The sequence below is a fragment of the Gordonia sp. GN26 genome, from assembly GCF_054823965.1.
In genome coordinates this window covers 26,375-48,323 of record NZ_JSYC01000022.1, presented here as the reverse complement: position 1 = coordinate 48,323, position 21,949 = coordinate 26,375, and the positions used below count along the sequence as shown (strand labels likewise).

20 protein-coding genes are annotated in these 21,949 nt (G+C 67.4%); 13 read left to right on the top strand and 7 right to left on the bottom strand.

Annotated elements, in window-relative coordinates:
* Nucleotides 1-140: 140 nt before the first annotated feature.
* The 3 genes from OK17_RS07870 to OK17_RS07860 form a co-directional block, all read right to left on the bottom strand.
* Nucleotides 141-1,685: an AMP-binding protein gene (locus OK17_RS07870; protein ID WP_232715105.1), complete on the bottom strand. Its 1,545-nt coding sequence runs from the start codon at nt 1,683-1,685 to the stop codon at nt 141-143.
* A 206-nt stretch (nt 1,686-1,891) separates the two neighbouring features.
* Nucleotides 1,892-2,458: a TetR/AcrR family transcriptional regulator gene (locus tag OK17_RS07865; protein WP_461417121.1), complete on the bottom strand. Its 567-nt coding sequence runs from the start codon at nt 2,456-2,458 to the stop codon at nt 1,892-1,894.
* A 15-nt stretch (nt 2,459-2,473) separates the two neighbouring features.
* Nucleotides 2,474-5,275 carry an aconitate hydratase gene (locus OK17_RS07860; protein ID WP_461417120.1) on the bottom strand — a complete coding sequence of 934 codons (2,802 nt, stop codon included), beginning with the start codon at nt 5,273-5,275 and terminating at the stop codon, nt 2,474-2,476.
* 301 nt (nt 5,276-5,576) lie between these two features.
* Here OK17_RS07860 and OK17_RS07855 point away from each other — a divergent pair, with 301 nt between their 5' ends.
* From OK17_RS07855 to OK17_RS07810, 10 genes are all read left to right on the top strand, one after another.
* Entirely contained in the window at nt 5,577-6,206 is a 630-nt protein-coding gene (locus OK17_RS07855) for an Rv1476 family membrane protein (protein ID WP_461417119.1), read from the top strand.
* 370 nt (nt 6,207-6,576) lie between these two features.
* The gene (locus tag OK17_RS07850) at nt 6,577-8,109 is read left to right on the top strand and encodes an NlpC/P60 family protein (protein ID WP_040536897.1); all 1,533 of its coding nucleotides are present in this window, start codon (nt 6,577-6,579) and stop codon (nt 8,107-8,109) included.
* Between the two features lie 142 nt (nt 8,110-8,251).
* Nucleotides 8,252-9,442 (top strand): AAA family ATPase, encoded by a 1,191-nt coding sequence (locus OK17_RS07845; RefSeq protein ID WP_232715113.1) that lies wholly within the window; start codon nt 8,252-8,254, stop codon nt 9,440-9,442.
* Nucleotides 9,432-10,370 carry a DUF58 domain-containing protein gene (locus tag OK17_RS07840; protein WP_154883834.1) on the top strand — a complete coding sequence of 313 codons (939 nt, stop codon included), beginning with the start codon at nt 9,432-9,434 and terminating at the stop codon, nt 10,368-10,370. Before OK17_RS07845 ends, OK17_RS07840 begins: the two co-directional genes overlap by 11 nt.
* 3 nt (nt 10,371-10,373) lie before the next feature.
* Complete coding sequence (locus OK17_RS07835) at nt 10,374-11,342, top strand: VWA domain-containing protein (RefSeq protein ID WP_006868235.1); 969 nt, start codon at nt 10,374-10,376, stop codon at nt 11,340-11,342.
* A gap of 86 nt (nt 11,343-11,428) precedes the next feature.
* The gene (gene fabG1 / locus OK17_RS07830) at nt 11,429-12,163 is read left to right on the top strand and encodes a 3-oxoacyl-ACP reductase FabG1 (protein WP_232715115.1); all 735 of its coding nucleotides are present in this window, start codon (nt 11,429-11,431) and stop codon (nt 12,161-12,163) included.
* 70 nt (nt 12,164-12,233) lie between these two features.
* Complete coding sequence (inhA, locus tag OK17_RS07825) at nt 12,234-13,073, top strand: NADH-dependent enoyl-ACP reductase InhA (protein ID WP_232715117.1); 840 nt, start codon at nt 12,234-12,236, stop codon at nt 13,071-13,073.
* 17 nt (nt 13,074-13,090) lie between these two features.
* Nucleotides 13,091-14,182, top strand: a complete 1,092-nt coding sequence (locus tag OK17_RS07820; protein WP_232715410.1) for a ferrochelatase — start codon at nt 13,091-13,093, stop codon at nt 14,180-14,182.
* Nucleotides 14,183-14,546: 364 nt separating this feature from the next.
* Complete coding sequence (locus OK17_RS07815; protein ID WP_232715118.1) at nt 14,547-15,191, top strand: hypothetical protein; 645 nt, start codon at nt 14,547-14,549, stop codon at nt 15,189-15,191.
* Nucleotides 15,192-15,659: 468 nt separating this feature from the next.
* Nucleotides 15,660-16,319 (top strand): hypothetical protein, encoded by a 660-nt coding sequence (locus OK17_RS07810; RefSeq protein WP_232715119.1) that lies wholly within the window; start codon nt 15,660-15,662, stop codon nt 16,317-16,319.
* A 23-nt stretch (nt 16,320-16,342) separates the two neighbouring features.
* Here the strand turns inward: OK17_RS07810 and OK17_RS07805 are convergent, their stop codons facing one another.
* Entirely contained in the window at nt 16,343-17,173 is an 831-nt protein-coding gene (locus OK17_RS07805; protein WP_461417122.1) for a serine/threonine protein kinase, read from the bottom strand.
* 118 nt (nt 17,174-17,291) lie between these two features.
* Between OK17_RS07805 and OK17_RS07800 the strand changes: the two genes are divergently transcribed.
* The 3 genes from OK17_RS07800 to OK17_RS07790 all read left to right on the top strand — a co-directional run bounded on the left by OK17_RS07800 (nt 17,292) and on the right by OK17_RS07790 (nt 19,844).
* Nucleotides 17,292-18,119: a DUF3097 domain-containing protein gene (locus OK17_RS07800; RefSeq protein ID WP_232715120.1), complete on the top strand. Its 828-nt coding sequence runs from the start codon at nt 17,292-17,294 to the stop codon at nt 18,117-18,119.
* 67 nt (nt 18,120-18,186) lie between these two features.
* A complete protein-coding gene (locus tag OK17_RS07795; protein ID WP_232715121.1) occupies nt 18,187-18,615 on the top strand; it encodes an NfeD family protein in 429 nt (142 codons plus the stop codon).
* A 44-nt stretch (nt 18,616-18,659) separates the two neighbouring features.
* On the top strand, nt 18,660-19,844 hold the full coding sequence (locus tag OK17_RS07790; RefSeq protein ID WP_232715122.1) for an SPFH domain-containing protein: 1,185 nt from the start codon (nt 18,660-18,662) through the stop codon (nt 19,842-19,844).
* Nucleotides 19,845-19,851: 7 nt separating this feature from the next.
* Here the strand turns inward: OK17_RS07790 and OK17_RS07785 are convergent, their stop codons facing one another.
* Genes OK17_RS07785 through OK17_RS07775 form a run of 3 tightly spaced genes read right to left on the bottom strand, consistent with a single transcriptional unit; the run spans nt 19,852 to nt 21,931 of the window.
* Nucleotides 19,852-20,499, bottom strand: a complete 648-nt coding sequence (locus tag OK17_RS07785) for a hypothetical protein (protein ID WP_461417118.1) — start codon at nt 20,497-20,499, stop codon at nt 19,852-19,854.
* Nucleotides 20,496-21,119 (bottom strand): hypothetical protein, encoded by a 624-nt coding sequence (locus OK17_RS07780; protein ID WP_232715124.1) that lies wholly within the window; start codon nt 21,117-21,119, stop codon nt 20,496-20,498. The genes OK17_RS07785 and OK17_RS07780 overlap by 4 nt, the downstream gene beginning before the upstream one ends.
* A gap of 53 nt (nt 21,120-21,172) precedes the next feature.
* Nucleotides 21,173-21,931: a TVP38/TMEM64 family protein gene (locus OK17_RS07775; RefSeq protein ID WP_232715125.1), complete on the bottom strand. Its 759-nt coding sequence runs from the start codon at nt 21,929-21,931 to the stop codon at nt 21,173-21,175.
* Nucleotides 21,932-21,949: the final 18 nt, after the last annotated feature.

Genomic DNA, 21,949 nt, shown 5'->3' with positions numbered 1-21,949 from the left:
TCGAGGCTCGCTGCGCTCGCACCTCAGGGATCGAGGGTGGGCTGCTGCGCTCGCACCTCAGGGAGCGAGGGCGGGCTGCTGCGCTCGCACCTCAGGGAGCGGGGCCGGGCTGCCGCGCCCGCACCTCAGGGAGCGAGATGCTAACTCGCGGGCCAGTACTTCTTGCGCAGTTCACCCTTGACCAGCTTGCCGGTGGGTGTGCGCGGTAGCTCGTCGACGAAGTCCACCGACCGCGGTGCCTTGTAGGCGGCGATGCTCTCCTTGGTGAATGCGATGAGTTCATCGGCCAGTTCGTCGGAGGGCTCACGACCGTCGGCGAGCTGGACGCAGGCCTTGACGACCTCACCGAGATCCGAGTCGGGAACACCGATCACGGCGACGTCGAAGACCGCCGGATGGTTGATCAGGACGTTCTCCGCCTCCTGCGGGTAGATGTTCACGCCGCCGGAGATGATCATGAAGGCCTTGCGGTCGGTGAGGTAGAGGTATCCCTCCTCGTCGACGTAGCCGACATCACCTGTCGTGGACCAGTTCTCGTGTTCCGGGTGCTGGGCCTTGCGGGTCTTCTCCGGATCGTTGTGGTACTGGAAGGCAACGTCTTCGCGCTCGAAGAAGACCTGACCGACCTCGCCCACCGGGAGTTCCTTGCCGTCCTCGTCGCAGATGTGGACGACTCCGAGCAGCGGCCTGCCGACCGACCCGGGGTGGTCGAGCGCCTCCTGCGGACCGATGAACGTCGCACCCGCCGCCTCGGTGGACGCGTAGTACTCGTGGATGACCGGTCCCCACCACTCGATCATCGCCCGCTTCACCTCGACCGGGCACGGTGCCGCGGCGTGGATGGCGATCTTCAGACTGCTGACGTCGTAGGAGTTGCGAACCTCCTCGGGCAGTTTGAGCATCCGGATGAACATGGTGGGCACCCACTGGCTGTGCGTCACCTTGTGGTTCTGGATCGCTGCCAGGGCGGCCTCGGGCTCGAACCGGTCGAGCATGATCACGGTGCCGCCGACCGAATTGGTCACGCCGCAGTAGCGCAGCGGCGCAGCGTGATACAGCGGCGCGGGGGAGAGGTAGACGGCGTTCTCGTCGAAGCCGTACATGGGTGCGAAGATCGCGGTGTAGGCGTCGGGGATCTGGTCGACCTGGCCGTCGGGCATGGGGGTCTTGATGCCCTTCGGACGGCCGGTGGTGCCCGACGAGTAGAGCATGTCGGTACCGCGCGGCTGGTCGGTGCGTGGTTCGGCCGAGGCGTTGGCGAGCACCTTGTCGTAGCTGTCGAAGCCCTCGAGGTCCCCGCCCCACACCACCCGGCGGCCGGTGCCGGTGAGGGCCTCGATCTCGCCGGACCGCGACACGGCGTCGGCGACCGACGCGCCGGCGAACAGCACCCGGGCGTTGCAGTCGGTGAGGATGTAGTTGGTCTCGGCCGCCGTCAGGTGGTGATTGACCGCGGTCACGTACAGTCCGCTGCGCAGTGCCGCCCAGTACACCTCGAAGACGTGGAGATCGTTGGCGGACACCACCGCGATGCTGTCTCCGCGCTTCAGGCCCAGCGACTCCAGATAGTTGGCGAGCCGGGTCGAGTTCTCGTCGAGCTGACGGTAGGTCAACTGCTCGCCGGTGGCGGCACGGATGACGGCGGGCTTGTCCGGAGTGGACTTGGCGAAGACTCCAGGGAACAAGGGTGCTCTCCTCTGACGAAGGGGGACGTTCACCCGGAACGTCCGTTATCTAACGATCGTTCGGGGTGTCGTGTGTCACAGTACCCTAGCCTTCGCGGCTGACCTCACCGCCTGCTGTCAGGACGGCCCACAAAACACCACCGGCGAGCCGCCGAACGACAGTTCGGACGACTCGCCGGGTGTGGTCGAGCGGTGGTGCTGGTGGGTCAGTCCCGGGCCCGCACCGATTCCTCGACGAGGTCGAGGACCGCGTGCAGATCGTCGGTGGGCTGGCCCGACGCCAACCGGGTGATCAGGCCGTCGAGAACGAGGTCGAGGTACTTCACCAGGACCTCGGTGGGGACGTCGTCGCGGAGCCGGCCGGCCTGGCGACCGCGTTCGAGACGGCGGAGGGTGGCCTGTTCGAGCTCGGCCGAGCGGGCCATCCACTCCGCACGAAAGCTGTTGTCGGTCCGTAGCTTTCGTGCGATCTCGAGCCGGGTGCCGAGCCAGTCGAAGTCCTCCGGTCGCGTGAGCATGTCGCGCATGACCTGCACGAGGCCCTCTTCGGCGGCGACATCGGCCATGCGCTCGGCATCCTCGTGCGCGAGCGCGAGGAAGAGCGCTTCCTTGTCCCGGTAATGGTGGAAGATCGCGCCCCGGGACAGGCCCGTGGACTCCTCGATCCTCTTGACGGTCGCACCGTCGTATCCGTACTCCGCGAAGCAATGCCGCGCGCCGTCGAGAATCTCCCGACGACGCGCGGCAAGGCGGTCATCACTGACCTTGGGCACGTCGCGTGCTCCTTGTCAGCCGTTGATCATGTTCCGCAGCACGTACTGCAGGATGCCTCCGTTGCGGTAGTAATCGGCTTCGCCGGGGGTGTCGATGCGAACCTTGGCATCGAACTCCACCTTCGAGCCGTCCTCCTTGGTGGCGGTGACGTGCACGGTCTTCGGGGTCTTGCCCTCGTTGAGCTCCTCGATACCGGAGATGTCGAAGGTCTCCGTGCCGTCGAGGCCCAGCGACTTGTGCGACTCACCCTCGGGGAACTGCAGCGGGATGACGCCCATGCCGATCAGGTTCGAGCGGTGGATGCGCTCGAAGCTCTCGGTGATGACTGCCTTGACGCCCAGCAGGCTGGTGCCCTTGGCCGCCCAGTCACGCGACGAACCGGTGCCGTACTCCTTGCCGCCGAGGACGACGAGCGGGATGTTCTGCTCGGCGTAGTTCTGCGCGGCGTCGTAGATGAACGACTGCGGCGCACCCTCCTGGGTGAAGTCGCGGGTGTAACCACCGGTGACACCGTCGAGCAGCTGGTTCTGCAGGCGGATGTTGCCGAAGGTCGAGCGGATCATCACCTCGTGGTTGCCACGACGGGCGCCCAGCGAGTTGTAGTCCTTGCGGGCCACACCGTTGGCGTCGAGGTACTGCGCGGCGGGGGTGCCGGGCTTGATCGTCGACGCGGGGGAGATGTGGTCGGTGGTCACCGAGTCGCCGAGCTTCGCGAGGACGCGGGCGCCCTTGATGTCGGAGACGGGTGCCGGCTCGAGCTGCATGCCCTCGAAGTACGGAGGCTTCCGCACGTAGGTGGACTTGTCGTCCCACTCGAAGGTCTTGCCCGACGGGGTGGGCAGGTTCTGCCAACGCTCGTCGCCCTTGAAGACGTCGGCGTAGTCGGCGGCGTACTGCTCCGGGGAGATCGACGAGGCGATGGTCGCCTCGATCTCCTCGTTGGTCGGCCAGATGTCCTTGAGGAAGACGTCGTTGCCGTCGGTGTCCTTGCCCAGCGGGTCGGACTCGAAGTCGAAGTCCATGGTGCCGGCGAGGGCGTAGGCGATGACCAGCGGCGGCGAGGCCAGGTAGTTCATCTTCACGTCGGGGTTGATACGACCCTCGAAGTTACGGTTGCCCGAGAGCACCGCGGTGGCGGTCAGATCGTTGTCGTTGATCGCCTTCGAGATCTCCTCGGGCAGCGGGCCCGAGTTGCCGATACAGGTGGTGCAGCCGTAGCCGACGAGGTAGAAGCCCAGCTTCTCCAGGTACGGCCACAGGCCGGCCTTCTCGTAGTAGCCGGTGACGACCTGCGAACCCGGAGCCATCGAGGTCTTGACCCACGGCTTGGAGGTCAGACCCTTCTCGACCGCCTTCTTGGCGAGCAGCGCTGCGCCGAGCATGACCGACGGGTTGGAGGTGTTGGTGCAACTGGTGATCGACGCGATGGTCACGATGCCGTGGTCGAGGATCATCGAGCCGCGCTCTTCGGAGTCCACGCGCACCGGGTTGGTCGGGCGGCCCTCGGCGCCGTTGGCGGCCGAGTGCAGGGGCTCCGCGTCATCGTCGGCGAAGGTCAGCGTGGCCGGGTCGGAAGCCGGGAAGGTCTCCTCGACGGCCTCGTCGAGCTGGGTGTGAGCCGGGCTGTTGCCGTTCTCGACGTAGTTGTGGATGTCCTTGCGGAACGCGTTCTTCGCGTCCCACAGCTCGATGCGGTCCTGCGGACGCTTCGGGCCGGCGATCGACGGGACGACGTCGGCGAGATCGAGCTCGAGGTACTCCGAGTACACGGCCTCCTCGGCGTCCTTCTCCAGCCACATGCCCTGTTCCTTGGCGTAGGCCTCGACGAGGGCGAGCGTCTCTTCGCTGCGACCGGTGAGGCGCAGGTACTTCACGGTCTCCTCGTCGATGGGGAACATCGCGCAGGTCGAACCGAACTCGGGGCTCATGTTGCCGATGGTGGCGCGGTTGGCGAGTGGCACCTCGGCGACGCCGTTGCCGTAGAACTCGACGAACTTGCCGACCACACCGTGCTTGCGCAGCATCTCGGTGATGGTGAGCACGACGTCGGTGGCAGTCACGCCCGGCTTGGTGGAACCGGTCAGCTTGAAGCCGACGACGCGGGGGATGAGCATCGAGACCGGCTGGCCGAGCATCGCGGCCTCGGCCTCGATACCGCCGACGCCCCAGCCCAGGACGCCGAGGCCGTTCTCCATCGTGGTGTGCGAGTCGGTGCCGATGCAGGTGTCGGGGTAGGCGACGCCGTCACGGACCATGACCGAACGCGCAAGGTGCTCGATGTTGACCTGGTGGACGATGCCGGTGCCCGGCGGGACGACGCGGAAGTCGTCGAAGGCGCCCTGGCCCCAGCGGAGGAACTTGTAGCGCTCTTCGTTGCGCTGGTACTCGATCTCGACGTTGCGCTCGAAGGCCTGGGCGTTGCCGAAGGCCTCGATGATGACGGAGTGGTCGATGACCATCTCGGCGGGGGCGAGGGGGTTGACCTTGTCCGGGTCGCCGCCGAGTTCCTTGACGGCGTCACGCATGGTGGTGAGGTCGACGATGCACGGCACACCGGTGAAGTCCTGCATGATCACGCGGGCCGGCGTGAACTGGATCTCGATGCTCGGCTCGGCACTCGGGTCCCAGTTGGCCAGGGCCTCGATGTGCTCCTTCGTGATGTTCGCGCCGTCCTCGGTGCGGAGGAGGTTCTCGGTCAGCACCTTGAGGGCGTAGGGGAGCTTCTCGGCGCCCTTGACGGCGTTCAGGCGGTAGATCTCGTAGCTGTTGTCGCCGACGTCCAGCGTGCCGCGGGCGCCGAAGGAATTGATACTCACGTCTAAATCCACTCTCCTCGTTTACCGACGGGCTGCGTCGGCGATGCTCGATGAAATTCTGAACCCGGCGGGGCTGCACCGGTGCCATCGGATGTCCGCGAGACAACCCGCGACAACACCGTCCACTCTAACAGTACGAGCGTACTGTTACCAAGCGGGGTGTCGGCGACACGCCGCCGACGACTCACGCCGTGGGCGAATACCCGGACGAGTCCATTGTGTCGTACCGTGCAGGTCGAAGTCCGGCGAGCGTCACCTTTGCTCGTCGCGGGGTTGTACCGACAGACAGGGGTGAGGACAGATGGGTCCCGAGCCGACGATGCTGATGCTGGCCGCGCCGGAGGAGAACACCGAACTCACCGGGCTCGTCGGCGTCGACATGGCCGAACTGTCGCGCGACATCGCCGACGACGGGGTCGCCGGCGCCACCCCCGAACAGGTCCCGGCGATGCTCGAGGTCATCGAGTACGCCAAGAGCAAGGGCCAGGACTTCAGCTTCGTGGTCGTCGACCAGGTGCAGCCGCGGTTCAGCCTCTATCGCGACATCGCCAACCAGCTGCAGGAGCAGGTCGGCGGCACCGTGATCGTCCTCGGCCCCAACTCGGTGGGCAGTTCCTCCCCGGAGTTCAGCCGGGTCATCCAGGAGCAGGCGACACAGAACCTGACCCTCACCGACCCGCCCGGCGCGGCCCGGCAGATGGTCGACTCGATGACGGATTCGCACATCGACTGGACCGTGGTCGGTCTGCTCCTCATCCTCGTCGTCGTCCTCGGTGCGGTCGGCGCGCGATTCCGCACCCGGCGGGCGCGTGCGAAGGCGGCGAACGGTCCGCTGGGCCCCGTGGCCCCAGTCGGGGCAGATGCTGCGTCGTCCGATGATGTGGACACCCCTCGCGACGGGACCCGGGCCGAGTCGTCGGCCTCTTCCTGACCCCACACCACGTCTCTCGCCGGCGTTCCTGACGACCGTTTCCCGCGGTCCGGTGGCGCCGGCGTCGTCGTGCGCGCGCCCGATCCGGTTCGTGTACCGGTTTGTTGCGAATTCGAGACCTGAGCCACGGTGGTGAACTATCTGCAGTTCACAGCATTTTCCCAGGTAATCACGCCTTTGTAATTCACAACTTTCGGTTTTCTCGTGTGGTTGATGTGACGTACGGTTCTGATGTCGCATGTGTGACTTGTGTTCCCTGCAGGGGCGGATGCGACGAATGTGCAGTGTGTGGTCGGGGCGGCCCACAGTGGCCGTTCGATCGAGATCCGGGGATCGGACAGGTCCCCGGAAGGAACCGCGAGGAGTTCAGGTGAGGCGAGTTAGAACAGGTGCGTCCTGGCCGGCGCGCGTCACGGCGGCCATGGCCGCCGTTCTCATCTGTGCGGTCGGCGCCGGTCATGCCGTCGCGACCCCGAAGAAGGCGCCCGAGTCGCCGGTGACCGGACTGATCAACGAGATCGCCTCGGTGAACCAGGACATCGCCGACCTCGACGAGGCCCTCGCGGTCCGGCAGGAGAACGTCAACCGCGCGATCGTCGACTTCCAGAACTCGCTCGCCCAGCGGCGTCTGGCGACCGTCGCCGCCCGCGGCGCGCGCACCGAACTCGACCGCGCCGGTCAGGCCGTCACCGAGGCGCAGAAGACGTTCGACAACTTCGTGCGACTCGCGTACCAGCAGGGCGCCGAACAGGGTTCGATGTCGAACTATGTCGCGTCCCCGGACCCCCAGGCGGTCCTCGACCGGATGAAGCTGCTCGACCAGGTCGGCAAGAAGCAGCAGGAGACCATCCGACGTCTCCAGGTCGCCCGTAACCAGAAGGCCAACCGTCTGGCCGCCGTCGAGGCGACCCGCCGGCAGGCGGCGTTCGCCGCGAAGAGCGCCGACCAGCGCAAGCGGGACGCCCTGGCCGCGGTGTCCGAGGCCAAGACCGCCATCGCCGAACAGTCGGAGCGCAAGGCCTCGCTGGTCGCCAAGCGTGACCGCGTGCAGAAGAAGATCGACTCGATCCGCGGATATGTGCCCAAGAAGCAGGCCGCCGGACCGTCGACCCGCGACCTGCTCAAGAACATCTTCCCGGCGGCCCCGACCCTCCCGGACCTGCCGACGACCAACGTCTCCGACAACGAACTGCTCTCGATCGCCGCGCGTGCCGCTGCCCAGATCGCCGTCGACGTGGGTTCCGCGGCCCTCGGCATGGGCCTCGACGTCGGTTCGCAGATGCTCAAGGGCATCATCGGCGAGCAGCGACTGCCGCAGTCCGAACTCCTCAACGAGCTCGGTCTCGGCGGCATGGACCTCACCGGCAGCAGTGGCAACGACAGCCTGAGCTCCCGCCTCGGATCGGGAAGCCTCGGTTCCCTGTTCGGCGGCTCCGGCGGCGGCGGCGGATCGGGTGGCATCATGCGGCCGGGTCTGCGCGGCCCGCAGGCGGTCGAGATCGTCGTCAACCGGGCACTGTCGCAGCTGGGTGTCACCTACGCATGGGGCGGCGGCGACGTCAACGGTCCGACGCAGGGCATCCGCGACGGCGGCGTCGCCGACAGCTACGGCGACTACCGCAAGGTCGGCTTCGACTGCTCCGGTCTGATGATCTACGCCTTCGCCGGTGTCGGCATCGAACTGCCGCACTACACGGGCTACCAGTACACGTCGGGTCCGCACTTCCCGCTGTCGCAGATGCGTCGCGGCGACATGATCTTCTACGGCCCGAACGCGAGCCAGCACGTCGCGCTGTACCTGGGCGACAACAAGATGGTCGAGGCCCCGCAGTCCGGCTCCGTCGTCAAGGTGTCGCCGCTGCGCACCAGCGGTGCGATGCCCAACGTGGTCCGCCTCCTCTGAGAACGTCCGAACGACGGGCCGCACATCTTCTTGGCGCCTTTTCAGTTCGCACGGCTAGGCTGGCACAAACACGCGGGGGTGTCTTCGGCCCCGACGTGGCCACACCAGTGAGCAGCAGAGTTCAGACGAACAGGAGCACGGGTTGACCGAATCGCACTCCCTCGACAAGGCGGCCACGGGGGACCCGGCCGCGGCAGGCGCCGACTCGTCGGTGCTGAGCGACGCCGACGTCGCCCTGCTCGAGCGGGCCATCTACGAGGTCAAGCGCGTCATCGTCGGTCAGGACCAGCTCGTCGAACGGATTCTCGTAGGTCTGCTCGCCCGCGGCCACATCCTCCTCGAAGGTGTGCCGGGCGTCGCCAAGACGCTCGCGGTGGAGACCTTCGCCAAGGTCGTCGGCGGATCCTTCTCCCGCGTGCAGTTCACCCCCGACCTGGTGCCCACCGACCTCATCGGTACGCGTATCTACCGCCAGGGCCGCGAGGAATTCGACACCGAGCTCGGCCCGGTCGTCGCGAACTTCCTGCTCGCCGACGAGATCAACCGTGCGCCGGCCAAGGTGCAGTCCGCGCTCCTCGAGGTCATGGCCGAACGGCATGTGTCGATCGGCGGCAAGACCTACCCGATGCCCGACCCGTTCCTCGTGATGGCGACCCAGAACCCCATCGAGAACGAGGGTGTCTACCCGCTGCCGGAGGCCCAGCGAGACCGCTTCCTGTTCAAGGTTCTCGTCGACTACCCGTCGGTGGAGGAGGAGCGCGAGATCGTCTACCGGATGGGCAACGTCCCGCCGACGGCCTCGCAGGTCCTCGACCCCGCGGCGATGCTGCGTCTGCAGAAGACCGCCGCGAACGTCTTCGTCCACCACGCGCTCGTCGACTACGTCGTCCGTGTCATCAACGCGACGCGTCGTCCGGCCGAGCTCGGTCTCAACGACGTCGCGTCGTGGCTGTCCTACGGCGCCTCGCCGCGAGCGACGCTCGGCATCGTGGCCGCGGCCCGAGCCCTCGCACTGGTCCGGGGACGCGACTACGTCATCCCGCAGGACATCGTCGAGATCATGCCCGACGTCCTCCGGCACCGCCTGGTGCTGTCCTACGACGCGCTGGCCGACGAGATCGACGCCGATCAGGTCATCACCCGGGTGCTGCAGACCGTGGGACTCCCGCAGGTCGGTGCGCAGCCGGTGCAGTCGCCGTCGTACCCGGCGGCACCCCAGGGACAGGGCCAGGCCGGCGCGCCCCAGCCTCAGCAGGGCGCCAACGGCTATGCCGGACAGCAGGTTCCGCAGGGCTCCGGTCCGGTAAACCCGAATGCGCGGTATGGCGGCTAATCGCGACCTACCCAGCCTCGGTGCCGGGCTGCTCGAGGAGCCCCAGCTGACGGCGGCTCTGAAGATGTTGGAGCTCACCGTCCGTCGCAAGCTCGACGGCGTGTTGCAGGGCGAGCATCTCGGACTCATCCCCGGCCCGGGTTCGGAACCGGGGGAGGCACGTGCCTACCAGCCCGGTGACGACGTCCGTCGGATGGAGTGGTCGGTCACCGCCCGCACCACCCAGCCGCATGTGCGCCAGATGATCGCCGACCGCGAGCTCGAGACCTGGCTCGTCGTCGATGCGTCGGCGAGCCTCGACTTCGGCACGGTCGGGTGCACCAAGCGCGACCTGGCGGTGGCCGCGGCCGCCGCGATCGTGCATCTCACCACCGGTGGCGGCAACCGGCACGGCGCCCTCGTGGTGACCGGCGACGACGTCGTACGGGTGCCCGCGCGAGCCGGCCGCGCCCATGCCCAGAACCTCCTCAAGGCCATCGCGACGACCCGGCGCAGCGCCCCCGGTGTCCGCGGCGACCTCAAGGCCGGTATCGAGGCACTGCGCCGGCCGCAGCGCCGCCGCGGGCTCGCTGTCGTCATCAGCGACTTCCTCGGACCGATCGACTGGGAGCGCTCGTTGCGTGCCATCGGCGCCCATCACGAACTGCTCGCGGTCGAGGTCCTCGACCCTCGCGACCTGGAACTGCCCGCGATCGGCGAGGTCACCCTGGCCGACGCCGAGTCGGGGGAGATCCACGACGTCACCGTCACCGAGGAGCTGCAGCGCGACTTCGCCGCCGCCGCCCGCGCCCATCAGCAGCGCGTGCACCGGACGCTGCGCAGCTGCGGGGGAGCCACCCTCTCCCTCCGCACCGACCGCGAGTGGATCACCGACACCGTCAAGTTCATCGCCCAGCGACGACGCGGCCTGGCCGCCGGGGTGGGGTAGCCGATGCTGTCCAGTCCCTTCTGGTTGTTGCTGCTGCTCGTCGTGGCCCTGCTCGGTGCCGCGTACGTGTACATGCTGCGTCGCCGCAAGCAACGGGCGCTGACGTTCGCGAACCTCGATCTCCTGAAGTCCGTCGCACCCGCCGACCGCAACCGGCTGCGCCACGTGCCGATCGCGTTGCTGATCATCTCGCTGATCCTGCTGACGGTCGCCTTGTCCGGCCCGCAGGCCGACCGCAAGGTCCCCCGCAACAAGGCGACGGTGATCCTCGTGATGGACGTTTCGCGGTCGATGAACGCGACCGACGTCTCGCCGTCGCGCATCAAGGCCGCACAGGAGGCTGCGAAGAAGTTCGCCGACGAGCTGACCGAGGGCATCAACCTCGGCCTGATCTCCTTCGCCGGCACCGCGGCGAGCCTGGTCTCGCCGACCCCGGACCACAACGCGACCAAGGTTGCCGTGGACAAACTGAGGCTCGACGACAAGACGGCGACCGGCGAGGGCATCTTCGCGGCGTTGCAGCAGATCAGCACACTCAACGCCGTTCTCGGCGGGGGCGAGGCGGCCCCGCCGGCGCGGATCGTGCTGCTGTCGGACGGCAAGGAGACCGTGCCCGACGACCCCGACGACCCGCGCGGTGCCTTCACCGCGGCCCGGAAGGCCAAGGAGGAGAAGATCCCGGTCTCGACGATCTCTTTCGGCACCCGGACGGGCACCGTCGAACTCGAGGGTGATCGCGTCCCGGTCCCCGTCGACGACGATTCGCTGCGCAAGATCGCGAACCTCTCCGGCGGCGACTTCTTCACCGCCGCGAGCCTCGACGAGCTCAACAAGGTCTACGAGAAACTGCAGAACGAGATCGGTTACGAGACACGACGCGGGGACAACTCGAAGCCGTGGCTGATCGCGGGTACGTTGTTCGCGCTGGTCTCGGCGTTCGCAGCGCTCGCGATCAATCGCAGGCTGCCCTGACCCGACCCCGGGCCCGGCCGGCCGGCTAGCCACGTCCGACGACCACCGCGACGCCGACCCAAACAGAACGGATAGGTTAGACACCCATGACGGCATCCAGCAACGAAGCGCAGAACCCCTCCCGTTCGGTCCTGGTGACCGGCGGCAACCGCGGGATCGGCCTTGCCGTGGCCCAGCGCCTCGCGGCCGACGGCCACAAGGTCGCGGTCACTCACCGCGGCTCCGGTGCCCCCGAGGGTCTGTTCGGCGTGAAGTGCGACGTCACCGACTCCGAGTCGGTCGACGCGGCCTTCGCCGAGGTCGAGGCCCACCAGGGTCCGGTGGAGATCCTTGTGGCCAACGCGGGCATCACCGACAACATGCTGCTCATGCGTCTGTCCGAGGAGTCCTTCGAAAAGGTCCTCGACGCCAACCTCACCGGCGCCTTCCGCTGCGCGAAGCGGGCCACCAAGGGAATGCAGCGCGCCAAGTGGGGCCGCATGATCTTCCTCGGCTCGGTCGTCGCGATGTCGGGTATCCCCGGCCAGGTCAACTACGCGGCGTCCAAGGCCGGCCTCATCGGCATGTCGCGTTCCATCGCCCGTGAGATCGGATCGCGCAACATCACCTCGAACGTCGTCGCGCCCGGCTTCATCGAGACCGACATGACCGCGGCCATGGAGGATCGCTACATCGAGATGGCCAAGCAGGCCATCCCGCTGGGTCGTACCGGCAAGCCGGAGGACGTCGCCGCCGCGATCAGCTTCCTCGCCTCCGACGAGGGCGGTTACATCTCCGGCGCGGTCATCCCGGTCGACGGCGGCATGGGCATGGGTCACTGACCCTGCGGGTCACCACCGGCCGACGGCCACACCACATCTCAATCAACGTCGATATCAGGAGCACACTTTCGTGAGCGGAATCCTGGACGGGAAGACCGTCCTCATCACGGGCATCATCACCGATGCGTCGATTGCCTTCCACGCGGCCGCCATGGCGCAGGAGCAGGGCGCGACGGTGATCATCACCGGCATCCCGGAGCGGCTGCGGCTGATCGACCGGATCGCCAAGCGTCTGCCGAAGGAGGTGCCGCCGGCCATCGGTCTCGACGTCACCAACGAGGAGGACCTCGAGTCGCTCGCCGGCAAGATCCGTGAGATCGCCCCGCAGGGCATCGACGGTGTCATGCATTCGATCGCGTTCGCACCGCGCACCCTGATGGGCCCGGAGGCCAAGCCGTTCCTCGAGGGCCCCGGCCCCGACGCCGCCAAGGCGTTCGAGATCTCGGCCTGGAGCTACGCGTCGCTGGCCCGCGCCGTACTGCCCGTCATGAACGAGGGCGGGTCCATCGTGGGTATGGACTTCGACCCCCGCACCGCCATGCCGTACTACAACTGGATGGGCGTCGCCAAGGCGGCGCTCGAGTCGGTGAACCGCTACGTGGCGCGAGAAGTGGGCAACGCCAAGAAGATCCGCTCCAACCTGGTCGCCGCCGGTCCCATCAAGACGCTCGCGGCCAAGGCCATCGCCGGCACCGCAACCGACGACGCCAAGCAGCTGAACATGCTCAACGAGTACTGGGACGGCGCGTCGCCCATCGGCTGGGACGTCGACGACCCGACCGTGGTCGCCAAGTCGGTCTGTGCGCTGCTGAGCGACTGGCTGCCCGGCACCACCGGCTCGATCGTCTACGTCGACGGCGGCGCCAGCCACAACACCTGGTTCCCGGAGGGCATGACCTCCGGGTCGTGAGCCCGGGAAGAGACGCCGTGGAGACCGCCTTCGATTCCGTCCTGTTCCTGTCCTTCGGTGGTCCCGAGGGCCCCGACGAGGTCATGCCGTTCCTGGAGAACGTGACCCGGGGCCGTGGTATCCCGCGGGAACGCCTGGAATCGGTGGCGGAGCACTATCTGCACTTCGGTGGGGTGTCGCCGATCAACAGGCTGAACCTTGACATGATCGACGGCCTCCGCGCAGACCTGGCACGGCGGGGCGTCGACATTCCGGTGTACTTCGGCAACCGCAACTGGCACCCGATGGCCGAGGACACCCTGGCCGAGATGTACCGGGCCGGGCATCGCCGCATTCTGGTCTTCCCGACCTCCGCCTGGGGTGGGTATTCGGGGTGCCGTCAGTACCACGAGGACATCGACCGGTCGTTGAAGGCGCTGGCCGAGCGTGAACCCGCGTCCACGACACCAGAGGGTGCCGTGGTGCTCCGCAAACTACCGCAGTACTGGTCGCATCCGGCATTCACCGCGGCCGGCGCAGACGCCGTCCGTCGCGGGATCGAGAAGCTCGGTGAGTCCGAGGACCCGGTCCGCCTGGTGTTCACCGCACATTCCGTGCCGAGCTCGGCCGATGCCGCGTCCGGACCGGCCGCCGAGGGCGGGGGTCTCTACTCGCGCCAGGTGATGGCCGCGTCGCAGGCCGTTGCCGACGCCCTCGGCGTCGACGACTTCGACCAGGTCTGGCAGTCGAGGTCGGGACCCCCGCAGATCCCGTGGCTCGAACCGGACATCTGTGATCATCTCGAAGGTCTTGCGGCGCAAGGTGTTCGCCGGGTAGTGGTCTATCCCGTCGGTTTCATCTCCGATCACCTCGAGGTGATCTGGGACCTCGACAACGAAGCGGCCGAGACGGCGCAGCGACTCGGGATGGATTACGTTCGGGCCGACACCGTCGGCACCGATCCTCGATTTGTCGAAATGATCGGGGAGTACGTGGAGACCTACGCCGGTGGCCTCGGAGATCTCACCGCGATGGGTTGCGGGGACAACGGTCGCGTGTGCCGGGACCGGTGCTGCGTGCCCGCCGCACGGCCATCGCGGCCATCGGCCCCCGCGGCCGATGCCACCTAGCGGCGGTCGATCGCACGCCCATTGTTAACGATCGTTTCTGCGCGGGCGCCCTGATCGTTTGCGTAGATAACAATCGAATAACAGGAGAGGGCACGTGTGGCCTTGTTCTTTGTCAGGTGACATTCTGTGGATACGCTACCTCCCCCCGGGTGGCGATCTCAGAGAGGAATCTGTAATGGCAGATAAGCTTATCGATCTGGACGACTCGGTTCTCGGGTCGATCATGGACACCATTCTCACCGGATCGCTGGACGAAGACACGCCGCCTGCGTGAGAAGTCTTTACAGGTGGGCCGCGTCGACGACGCGGCCCACCTGTCTTTTTTGGGGTCTGTTTTCATGTCTGCACCGAAATGTGAACTGCGATGACTGTTGAACAGTACGAATCGATCGAAACGGTCACCCTCGGCGGTGCCGACCTCGATCTGGCCATCGAATTGCTCGCAGACCGCTTGGACGAGATACCGCTGTACTCCTGGTTGCTCGGCGAACACATCGCTGATCGCTCGCTGCGAAAATGGTTGGCGGAAATCCTCGTACGACCATTGTTGAACGCGGGATACGTCATCGGCGCCCGACGGGGCGATCGTCTCGTCGGTTTGCTGGTCTTCCAGCCGCACGACGCCGATCTCTCGGTCGGTGGCAAGCCACCGCTGGCCCCGGCCGACTTCGCCGCGGTCGCGACCGTACCCGGAATGCGGGAACGCGTCGCAGATCTGCTGACGGGTTCGAAGCTGCCACCTCCGGCGGACGACGCGATCAACCTCCGGATCGGAGTCGTGGCGCACACCGAACGCGGCGGCCTGGCAACGGTTGCCATGATGCGCGAGCTGGAGCGGTTCTGTGCGGCCGCAGCTCGCCCGTTCTATGCGTGGACAGGTTCGGAGACCCTGCGTCGCTACTACACAGAGGTCTGGGGTGCCACCGAGTTCTCGAGCGAGAACTGGAACGGCATCACGATGTACGGACTCGTTTCCGACGGGGCGCCGCGATCCCGGCGTGCGCTTTAGGGGAACGCTGCGCTGCTGAAAGGGCGACCTGGACGCTTGACCATTCTGCGGTTGGCGCAATGGGTCGGATGACCAATTCAACCTATCGCCTGTAGTTTATTTTCTTCCGTGAATTTCTGGTCGTTTGTCCATATCAGCGATCCGTTTATTTGATATAACAAATGAGTAACGAAGAATTCGAATCTGAGTGGGATTGCCGAATTGTGGTGTGATTCTGTCCATTGCGCGGCCCGACCGGGCAGCGAATGTTCAGAGAGGATTTTCCAATGGCTGAAGGACCCATCCGGCTCGAGATCGACGTGCTCGGCCCTCTCCTCGAAGCGATCTTCACCGGTTCCACCAGCGGTAGCGACGACGCAGGGTCGTCTTCGTAGGCAGTCATTCCGGGTGGGCCGCGTCGTGATGACGCGGCCCACCCGCGGTTTATGGAAAAGGTGAAGTATTTTCGCTGCTGAGGACGGGTGTGAGATGGAAACGCGACCACGACAATTCGGGGAAGTGGAGACGTCGACGCTCACCTACGATGATCTCGGGTGCGCGATCGAATTGTTGACCCGTCACGTCGACGAGATTCCCCTGTACCGGTGGCTGCTCGGCGAGCATATTTCCGATATCGACCTACGGAAATGGTTGGCCGAGATTCTCGTCCGGCCGCTACTGAAAGCGGGATGTGTCCTCGGTTCGCGGCGAGACGGTCGTCTGGTCGGTGTCCTGATCTTTCAGCCACACGATGCCGACCTGTCGCACGACGGTGAACCGCCGCTGGTGCCGGTCGACGTGACGCGTGTGGCGTCGATACCGGGCCTGCGTGAGCGGTTCGCCGAACTCCTGACCAGTTCGCAGCTCGAGCCGCCCGTTGACGACGCGGTGAGTCTCCGGCTCGCGTTGGTCTCGCCCGAAGAGCGCGGCGGTCGAGCGCTCATCGGCATGATGTGCGAGATCGAACAGTTCTGCACGGCAGCATCGCGTCCGTACTACGCATGGACGGGTTCGGAGACTCTGCGTCGCTACTACGCGGAGGTCTGGGGCGCCAGCGAGTTCGCAGTCGAGTGCTGGAACGGCATCACGATGTACGGCCTCGTCTCCGACCGGCCGCCACGACGCCGAACGGAGTCCGGTCCGGCCTGACGCGTTCCCGAGTCGCACCTGAATCAGCGGCGGAGCAGCTCACCGATCGTGGCGTTGACCGCGGCCGCGCGTGCGGTCCGGGTGAGCGTCTGCAGCCCGCGTAGGGCGGAGTCGCCCGAATCCCATTGCCCCGCGGTGTCGCCGATCTCGACCCGACGGGCCCCGGCCAGATCGACGATGGCCTCCACCTGGGCGGCGGTGTCGATGAGCCGCGTGGAGCGGGCGTCGAGCGCGTGCGGGGGCAGTGCGACGCGATGCCGGGCGGTGAGGCCCGCGAGCTCTTTGCGCAGATCGCCCGCATCGACCGACCGGCGTCCGCCGAGACCGCCGATGATCGACGCCGCATCGCGGACCGCCTGGCGCAGGTCGTATTCCAGGTCACCCGCGGACGGGCCGGACGACACCAGATGGTCGAGGTCGAGCCGGTCCGCGTAGCGGAAGGTGGTCCACCAGCAGGTCACGTACGGGGGATCGACACCGAGAGTGGAGAACTCGGGGACGAGTGCGAGGGTGCCCGCCGTGTCCGAATCGTCGACCAGGAGAACCTCGCCGGCGGTGAGGGCCTTCGACGTCGCGGGGTTCGGCGGCAGACCCTGCGGGTCGCCGGTGGACGGCAGGCGCACCGCCAGGCGACGCGCCGGTTTCAGCAAACCCAGCAGGTCCAGTACGCCGTTCCCGGATCCCGTTGGGGTCGTGGGCTGTTCGGTCGACACCTCATGCCGGTCGGCGGATTCGGCGAGCGCCTCGATCACGTCGTCGGGGGAGCAGCGCCCGGTGAGCCACGCGGCCGACCACGCGCCCAGGGCGCAGGTCGGCCACGCGACGATGGAGGGGAGGATGTCGCTGCGATTCATCAAGGAACAAGGATACCGCCGGCCCCGGAACGGTCGCCGGGCGTGGCAACCCGCCGCCGGGGGCACGGGCGCTTACGGTGTTGGGCGCAGATGTCCAGGGACGAAGAGGTGGAACGCGATGGATGACCGGTACGGGCGCGATGTGCTGTCTCAGCCACGCCGGGCCAAGCCGCGTCCGGTGGAGGTCGCGGCCGAACGTGACCTGGTCGTGGAGGACGCCGCCACCGGTTTCTGCGGTGCCGTCGTCGGGCTCGAGAAGAGCTACGCCGGTGACCTGGTCCGACTCGAGGACCGGCACGGCCAGACCCGCGTCTTCCTGATGAACCCCGGCGCCTTCCTGATCGACGGTCGCACCGTGACCCTCGTCAGGCCGCGCACGCGCGGACCCCAGAAACCGGCGACGACGGCATCGGGTTCGCGGGCCGCGCCGCGCACCCGCGCGCGCACCGCACGGGCCAGCCGGATCTTCGTCGAGGGCGTGCACGATGCGACATTGCTCGAACGGGTGTGGGGTGACGACCTACGGGCCGAGGGGGTTGTCGTGGTCAGTCTCGACGGTCTCGACAACCTCGATGCGGCGCTCGCCGAGTTCCAGCCCGCGCCGCATCGGCGTGCGGGTGTTCTCGTCGACCATCTCGTGGCCGGTTCGAAGGAGGCCCACCTCACCGCCGAGGTCGGAGAGCACGTGCTGGTGTGCGGCCACCCCTACATCGACGTCTGGGAGGCGGTGAAGCCCGCCTCGGTCAAGATCTCGGCCTGGCCGAGGATTCCACGCGGCACCGACTGGAAGACCGGGGTGTGCGCCCAGCTGGGATGGGGTGACCCGCGGGACGGCTGGCGCCGGGTGCTGAGCGGGGTCAGCAGCTTCCGCGATCTCGAGGTGCCCCTCCTCCGGTCGGTGGAGGAACTCATCGACTTCGTCACCGCTGCCGAAGAGGCCGGATAGCGACGGCCCGCTCGCCCGCGCCGTCGACGAACCGCGGGTGCTCGGACATCTCTGGCAGACTGGACACATGAGCGCCCTGCTGTGGTTGGCGGCCGCGATCGTCTTGGCGGTCGCGGAGATGTTCGGTGGCGAATTGGTGCTGCTCATGCTGGCCGGTGGTGCCTTCGCCGCGGCCGGTGTGGATTTCGTGTGGGAGCCGCCCCTCTGGGTGGATGGCCTGGTGTTCGCGGCGGTGTCGGTTCTGCTGCTCGTCGCCGTTCGTCCGGTTGCCAAGCGCCACATGCTCAATCGCCCCGCCGTGCTCATGAACACCGAGGCCCTGGAGGGGCAGCCGGCGGTCGTCACCGAGACGGTCGACGGAGACGACGGTCGCGTGAAGATCGGCGGCGACATCTGGTCGGCGCGGTCGGTCGACCCCGCAGTGGTGCTCGAACCCGGAACCCATGTGACCGTCGTCGAGATCGACGGTGCGACCGCAGTGGTGTGGCGCGCCTGATCGCTCGACCCGACCTGCTCGACATTCCGCGAGAAAGGTGAATTGTGGACGACTTACAGATCTTCGGCTTGGTGGTGGTGGTACTGCTGGTCGTGTTCGTGGCGGTGGTGCTGGCCAAATCGGTGGCGCTCATCCCGCAGGCGGAGGCCGCGGTCATCGAGCGTCTCGGCCGCTACACCCGCACCGTGTCCGGCCAGCTGACGCTGCTGCTGCCGTTCATCGACCGGATCCGTGCGCGGGTCGACATCCGCGAGCGGGTTGTGTCCTTCCCGCCGCAGCCGGTGATCACCGAGGACAACCTCACGCTGTCCATCGACACCGTCGTCTACTTCCAGGTGACGAATCCGCGTTCGGCCGTCTACGAGATCGACAACTACATCGCCGGCGTCGAGCAACTCACCATCACCACGCTGCGCAACGTGGTCGGCGGTATGACCCTTGAAGAAACGCTGACCTCCCGTGACTCCATCAACGGGCAGCTGCGCGGCGTGCTCGACGAGGCGACCGGCCGCTGGGGCCTGCGCGTCGCCCGCGTCGAACTCAAGTCGATCATGCCGCCGCCGTCGATCCAGGAGTCGATGGAGAAGCAGATGAAGGCCGATCGTGAGAAGCGCGCGACGATTCTCACCGCAGAGGGTCAGCGCGAGTCCGCGATCAAGACCGCCGAGGGCAACAAGCAGTCGCAGATCCTCGCGGCCGAGGGTGCCAAGCAGGCCGCGATCCTGGCCGCCGAGGCGGAGCGGCAGTCTCGCATCCTGCGTGCCCAGGGTGATCGCGCGGCGGCCTACCTGAACGCACAGGGCGAGGCGAAGGCCATCGAGAAGACGTTCGCGGCGATCAAGGCGGCCAAGCCGACTCCGGAACTGCTTGCCTACCAATACCTCCAGCAGTTGCCGGAGATGGCGAAGGGCGAGGGCAGCAAGGTCTGGGTGGTGCCGTCCGACTTCGGTTCGGCGCTCCAGGGTTTCGCGAAGTCCTTCGGCATCCAGGGCGACGACGGCGTGTTCCGGTACGAGCCGACCGACTCGCCGCCCTCGCAGATCGACGAGTCGGAGACCGAGGACTGGTTCTCGCTGGCGTCCGATCCGAAGGTGGCGCAGGCCGTCGCCGAGGCCGAGGCGGTGGCCCGCAAGCCCGTCGCCCCCGAGATCGGCACCGGCGTGGGCCGGTCGTCACGTCCCGCGTCGCTTGACGCCGCGGTCGAGGAGACCGGCACCACGCCCGGTTAGGCCGACCTCAGGTGGTGATGAGGTGTTCGATGCCGGCGAGGCCGATCGCCCACAGCACCGAGGCGAAGGTGCCCATGATGAACTGCTCGGACGCCTGCGGCGCACGTAGTTCGGGATAACGCGCGAGGCTCTTCACCGCCAGGATGATCGCGAGGCCTTCCGGCCACCCGGCCATCAGCGCCGTGACGACGGCCAGGCGCTCGAGATAACCGATGACGCGACCGCCGCGGAGCGGCCCGACCTCGTTCGGGTCGGACGGTGCGGTGTCCGCGTCGTCGGGGGTCTCGGTGTCGTCGGGGGTTTCGGTGTCAGAGGGGTTCTCCGGGGCGGGCGTCGGCGACGGTTCCCTTCGGACGCCGCCCAGTTTCAGTACTGCGCGCACCACCGGGCCGCCACCGGTGACTGCCGCGACCGCTGCGATCACGGTCGCCGCGGCGGCCGGGAACCCGGTTGCGGGTCCGGCGGTGGCGGCGACGATCGCCGTCGCGGTGGCGAGCCCCAGCAGGACCGTCAGGCCGATCGCGTGCACGATGGTCGCCGACCGCGGCGCGGTCGGGCCGTCGACTGCGCGGTCACGTGGCAGCTGCTCCACCCCGAGCCACAGCACGGGTGCGACGGCGGTCAGCACGAGGAGGGCGAGCGCGATCCCGGTCATCGCACCACCGTCGCATCCGGGGCCTGCTCGCCGACATGCCGGCGGTTGGCCTCGGCGAGTGCATCGGCGAGCAGCTCCAGGGAATCGGGTTCCAGGTCCCAGCCGGCGGCGCGGAGTCGTTGGCTCATCGCCTGGGGTGTGATGTCGAGGACGCCCGCCGCGTCCGCCTGGGTGAGTCCGCGTCGCATGAGGGCCACCGCCTCGATCCCGGCCGCACTTCGGGTGGCGACGATGTCGCTGATCAGGCGGCCGGCGGTTTGAGCGTGGCGGCACCATCGGGCATCGGGACCGCGTACGCACAGCGGTATGCGCTGGCGCTTGGCCGCCTCCACCGCGTCCCGGGCGTGGACGAAGGCGGCTCCACGGCCTGCGCGGGTGGACGAGGGGAGAGGCTGCTCGACATCGCCGGTGCCGATGCCGACGCTCCAGTGTCCGTCGGCGGTCAGTTCGACGGCGAGGCGTGCCAGGGTGTGCGGATCATCGAGGACGCCTTGGATCTCGTCGCCTGCGGTGCGCTCGAAGGGTCGGACCGTGTCGATGTCGCGGAGTCGCTCCAGGACTGCTTCGACGCGGTCGACGTCGGTGCGGCTGCCGCGTTGGTCGACGGTCATGACGAACATCACACAAGCCTACGGGCTTGATCGACCTCGATCAAGTCTTGTGGCTGGATTGATCAACCTTCTGAACTTGATTCGCCGTGATCAAGTCCGGAGGTTTGAGGGCTTTCGGTGGTCACCGGCAACCGGGCGTCGAGGATCAACCCGGCGATCCCGACCGCGAAGAGTGCTCCGCTGACCAGTAGCTGGGCGGGGTTGGCGCCGCCGGTCAGCGAATCGCCGAGCATCACCACGGCCGCGGTTCCGGGAGCCATGCCGATGATGCTCGCGACCGTGAACGGCAACGGCCGTACCGAGGACAAGGCCGAGCAGTAGTTCGCGACCGAGAACGGGCAGGCCGCGATCAGGCGGAGCGAGCCGACGGCCAGCCAGCCGCGCCGTTCCAGGCGGTACTCGACGGCCTTGACGACCGGCTTCTTGAGGAATGGTCGCACCCGATCGCGGCCGAGGACCCGCACGAGTCCGAAGGCGGCGACCGCGGCGATCGACGAGGCGACCATCGCGCCGACGAACCCGACGAGGGGGCCGAAGAAGATCCCGGACATCACCGTGAAGGTCGAGCGGGGGATCGGTGCGATCGTGACGACGGCATACGCCGCGAAGAACAGCCACGGGAAGGCCGGGCCGAGGTCGTCGCCCCATGCTCGAACGCTGCCGATCGAGGGGAGCGGGATGAAATAGGAACCGAGCAGGACCACTGCCACGACCGCGGCGGCGATGAGCGCGCGGCGGACGACCCGGCGATCGAAGGTGACCCGGCGTCGACTGCCCGTCACGGCTGGTGTCACCTCGGTGACGGGGGCTGGCTCGGGCACCCGGACACTCTACTCTGG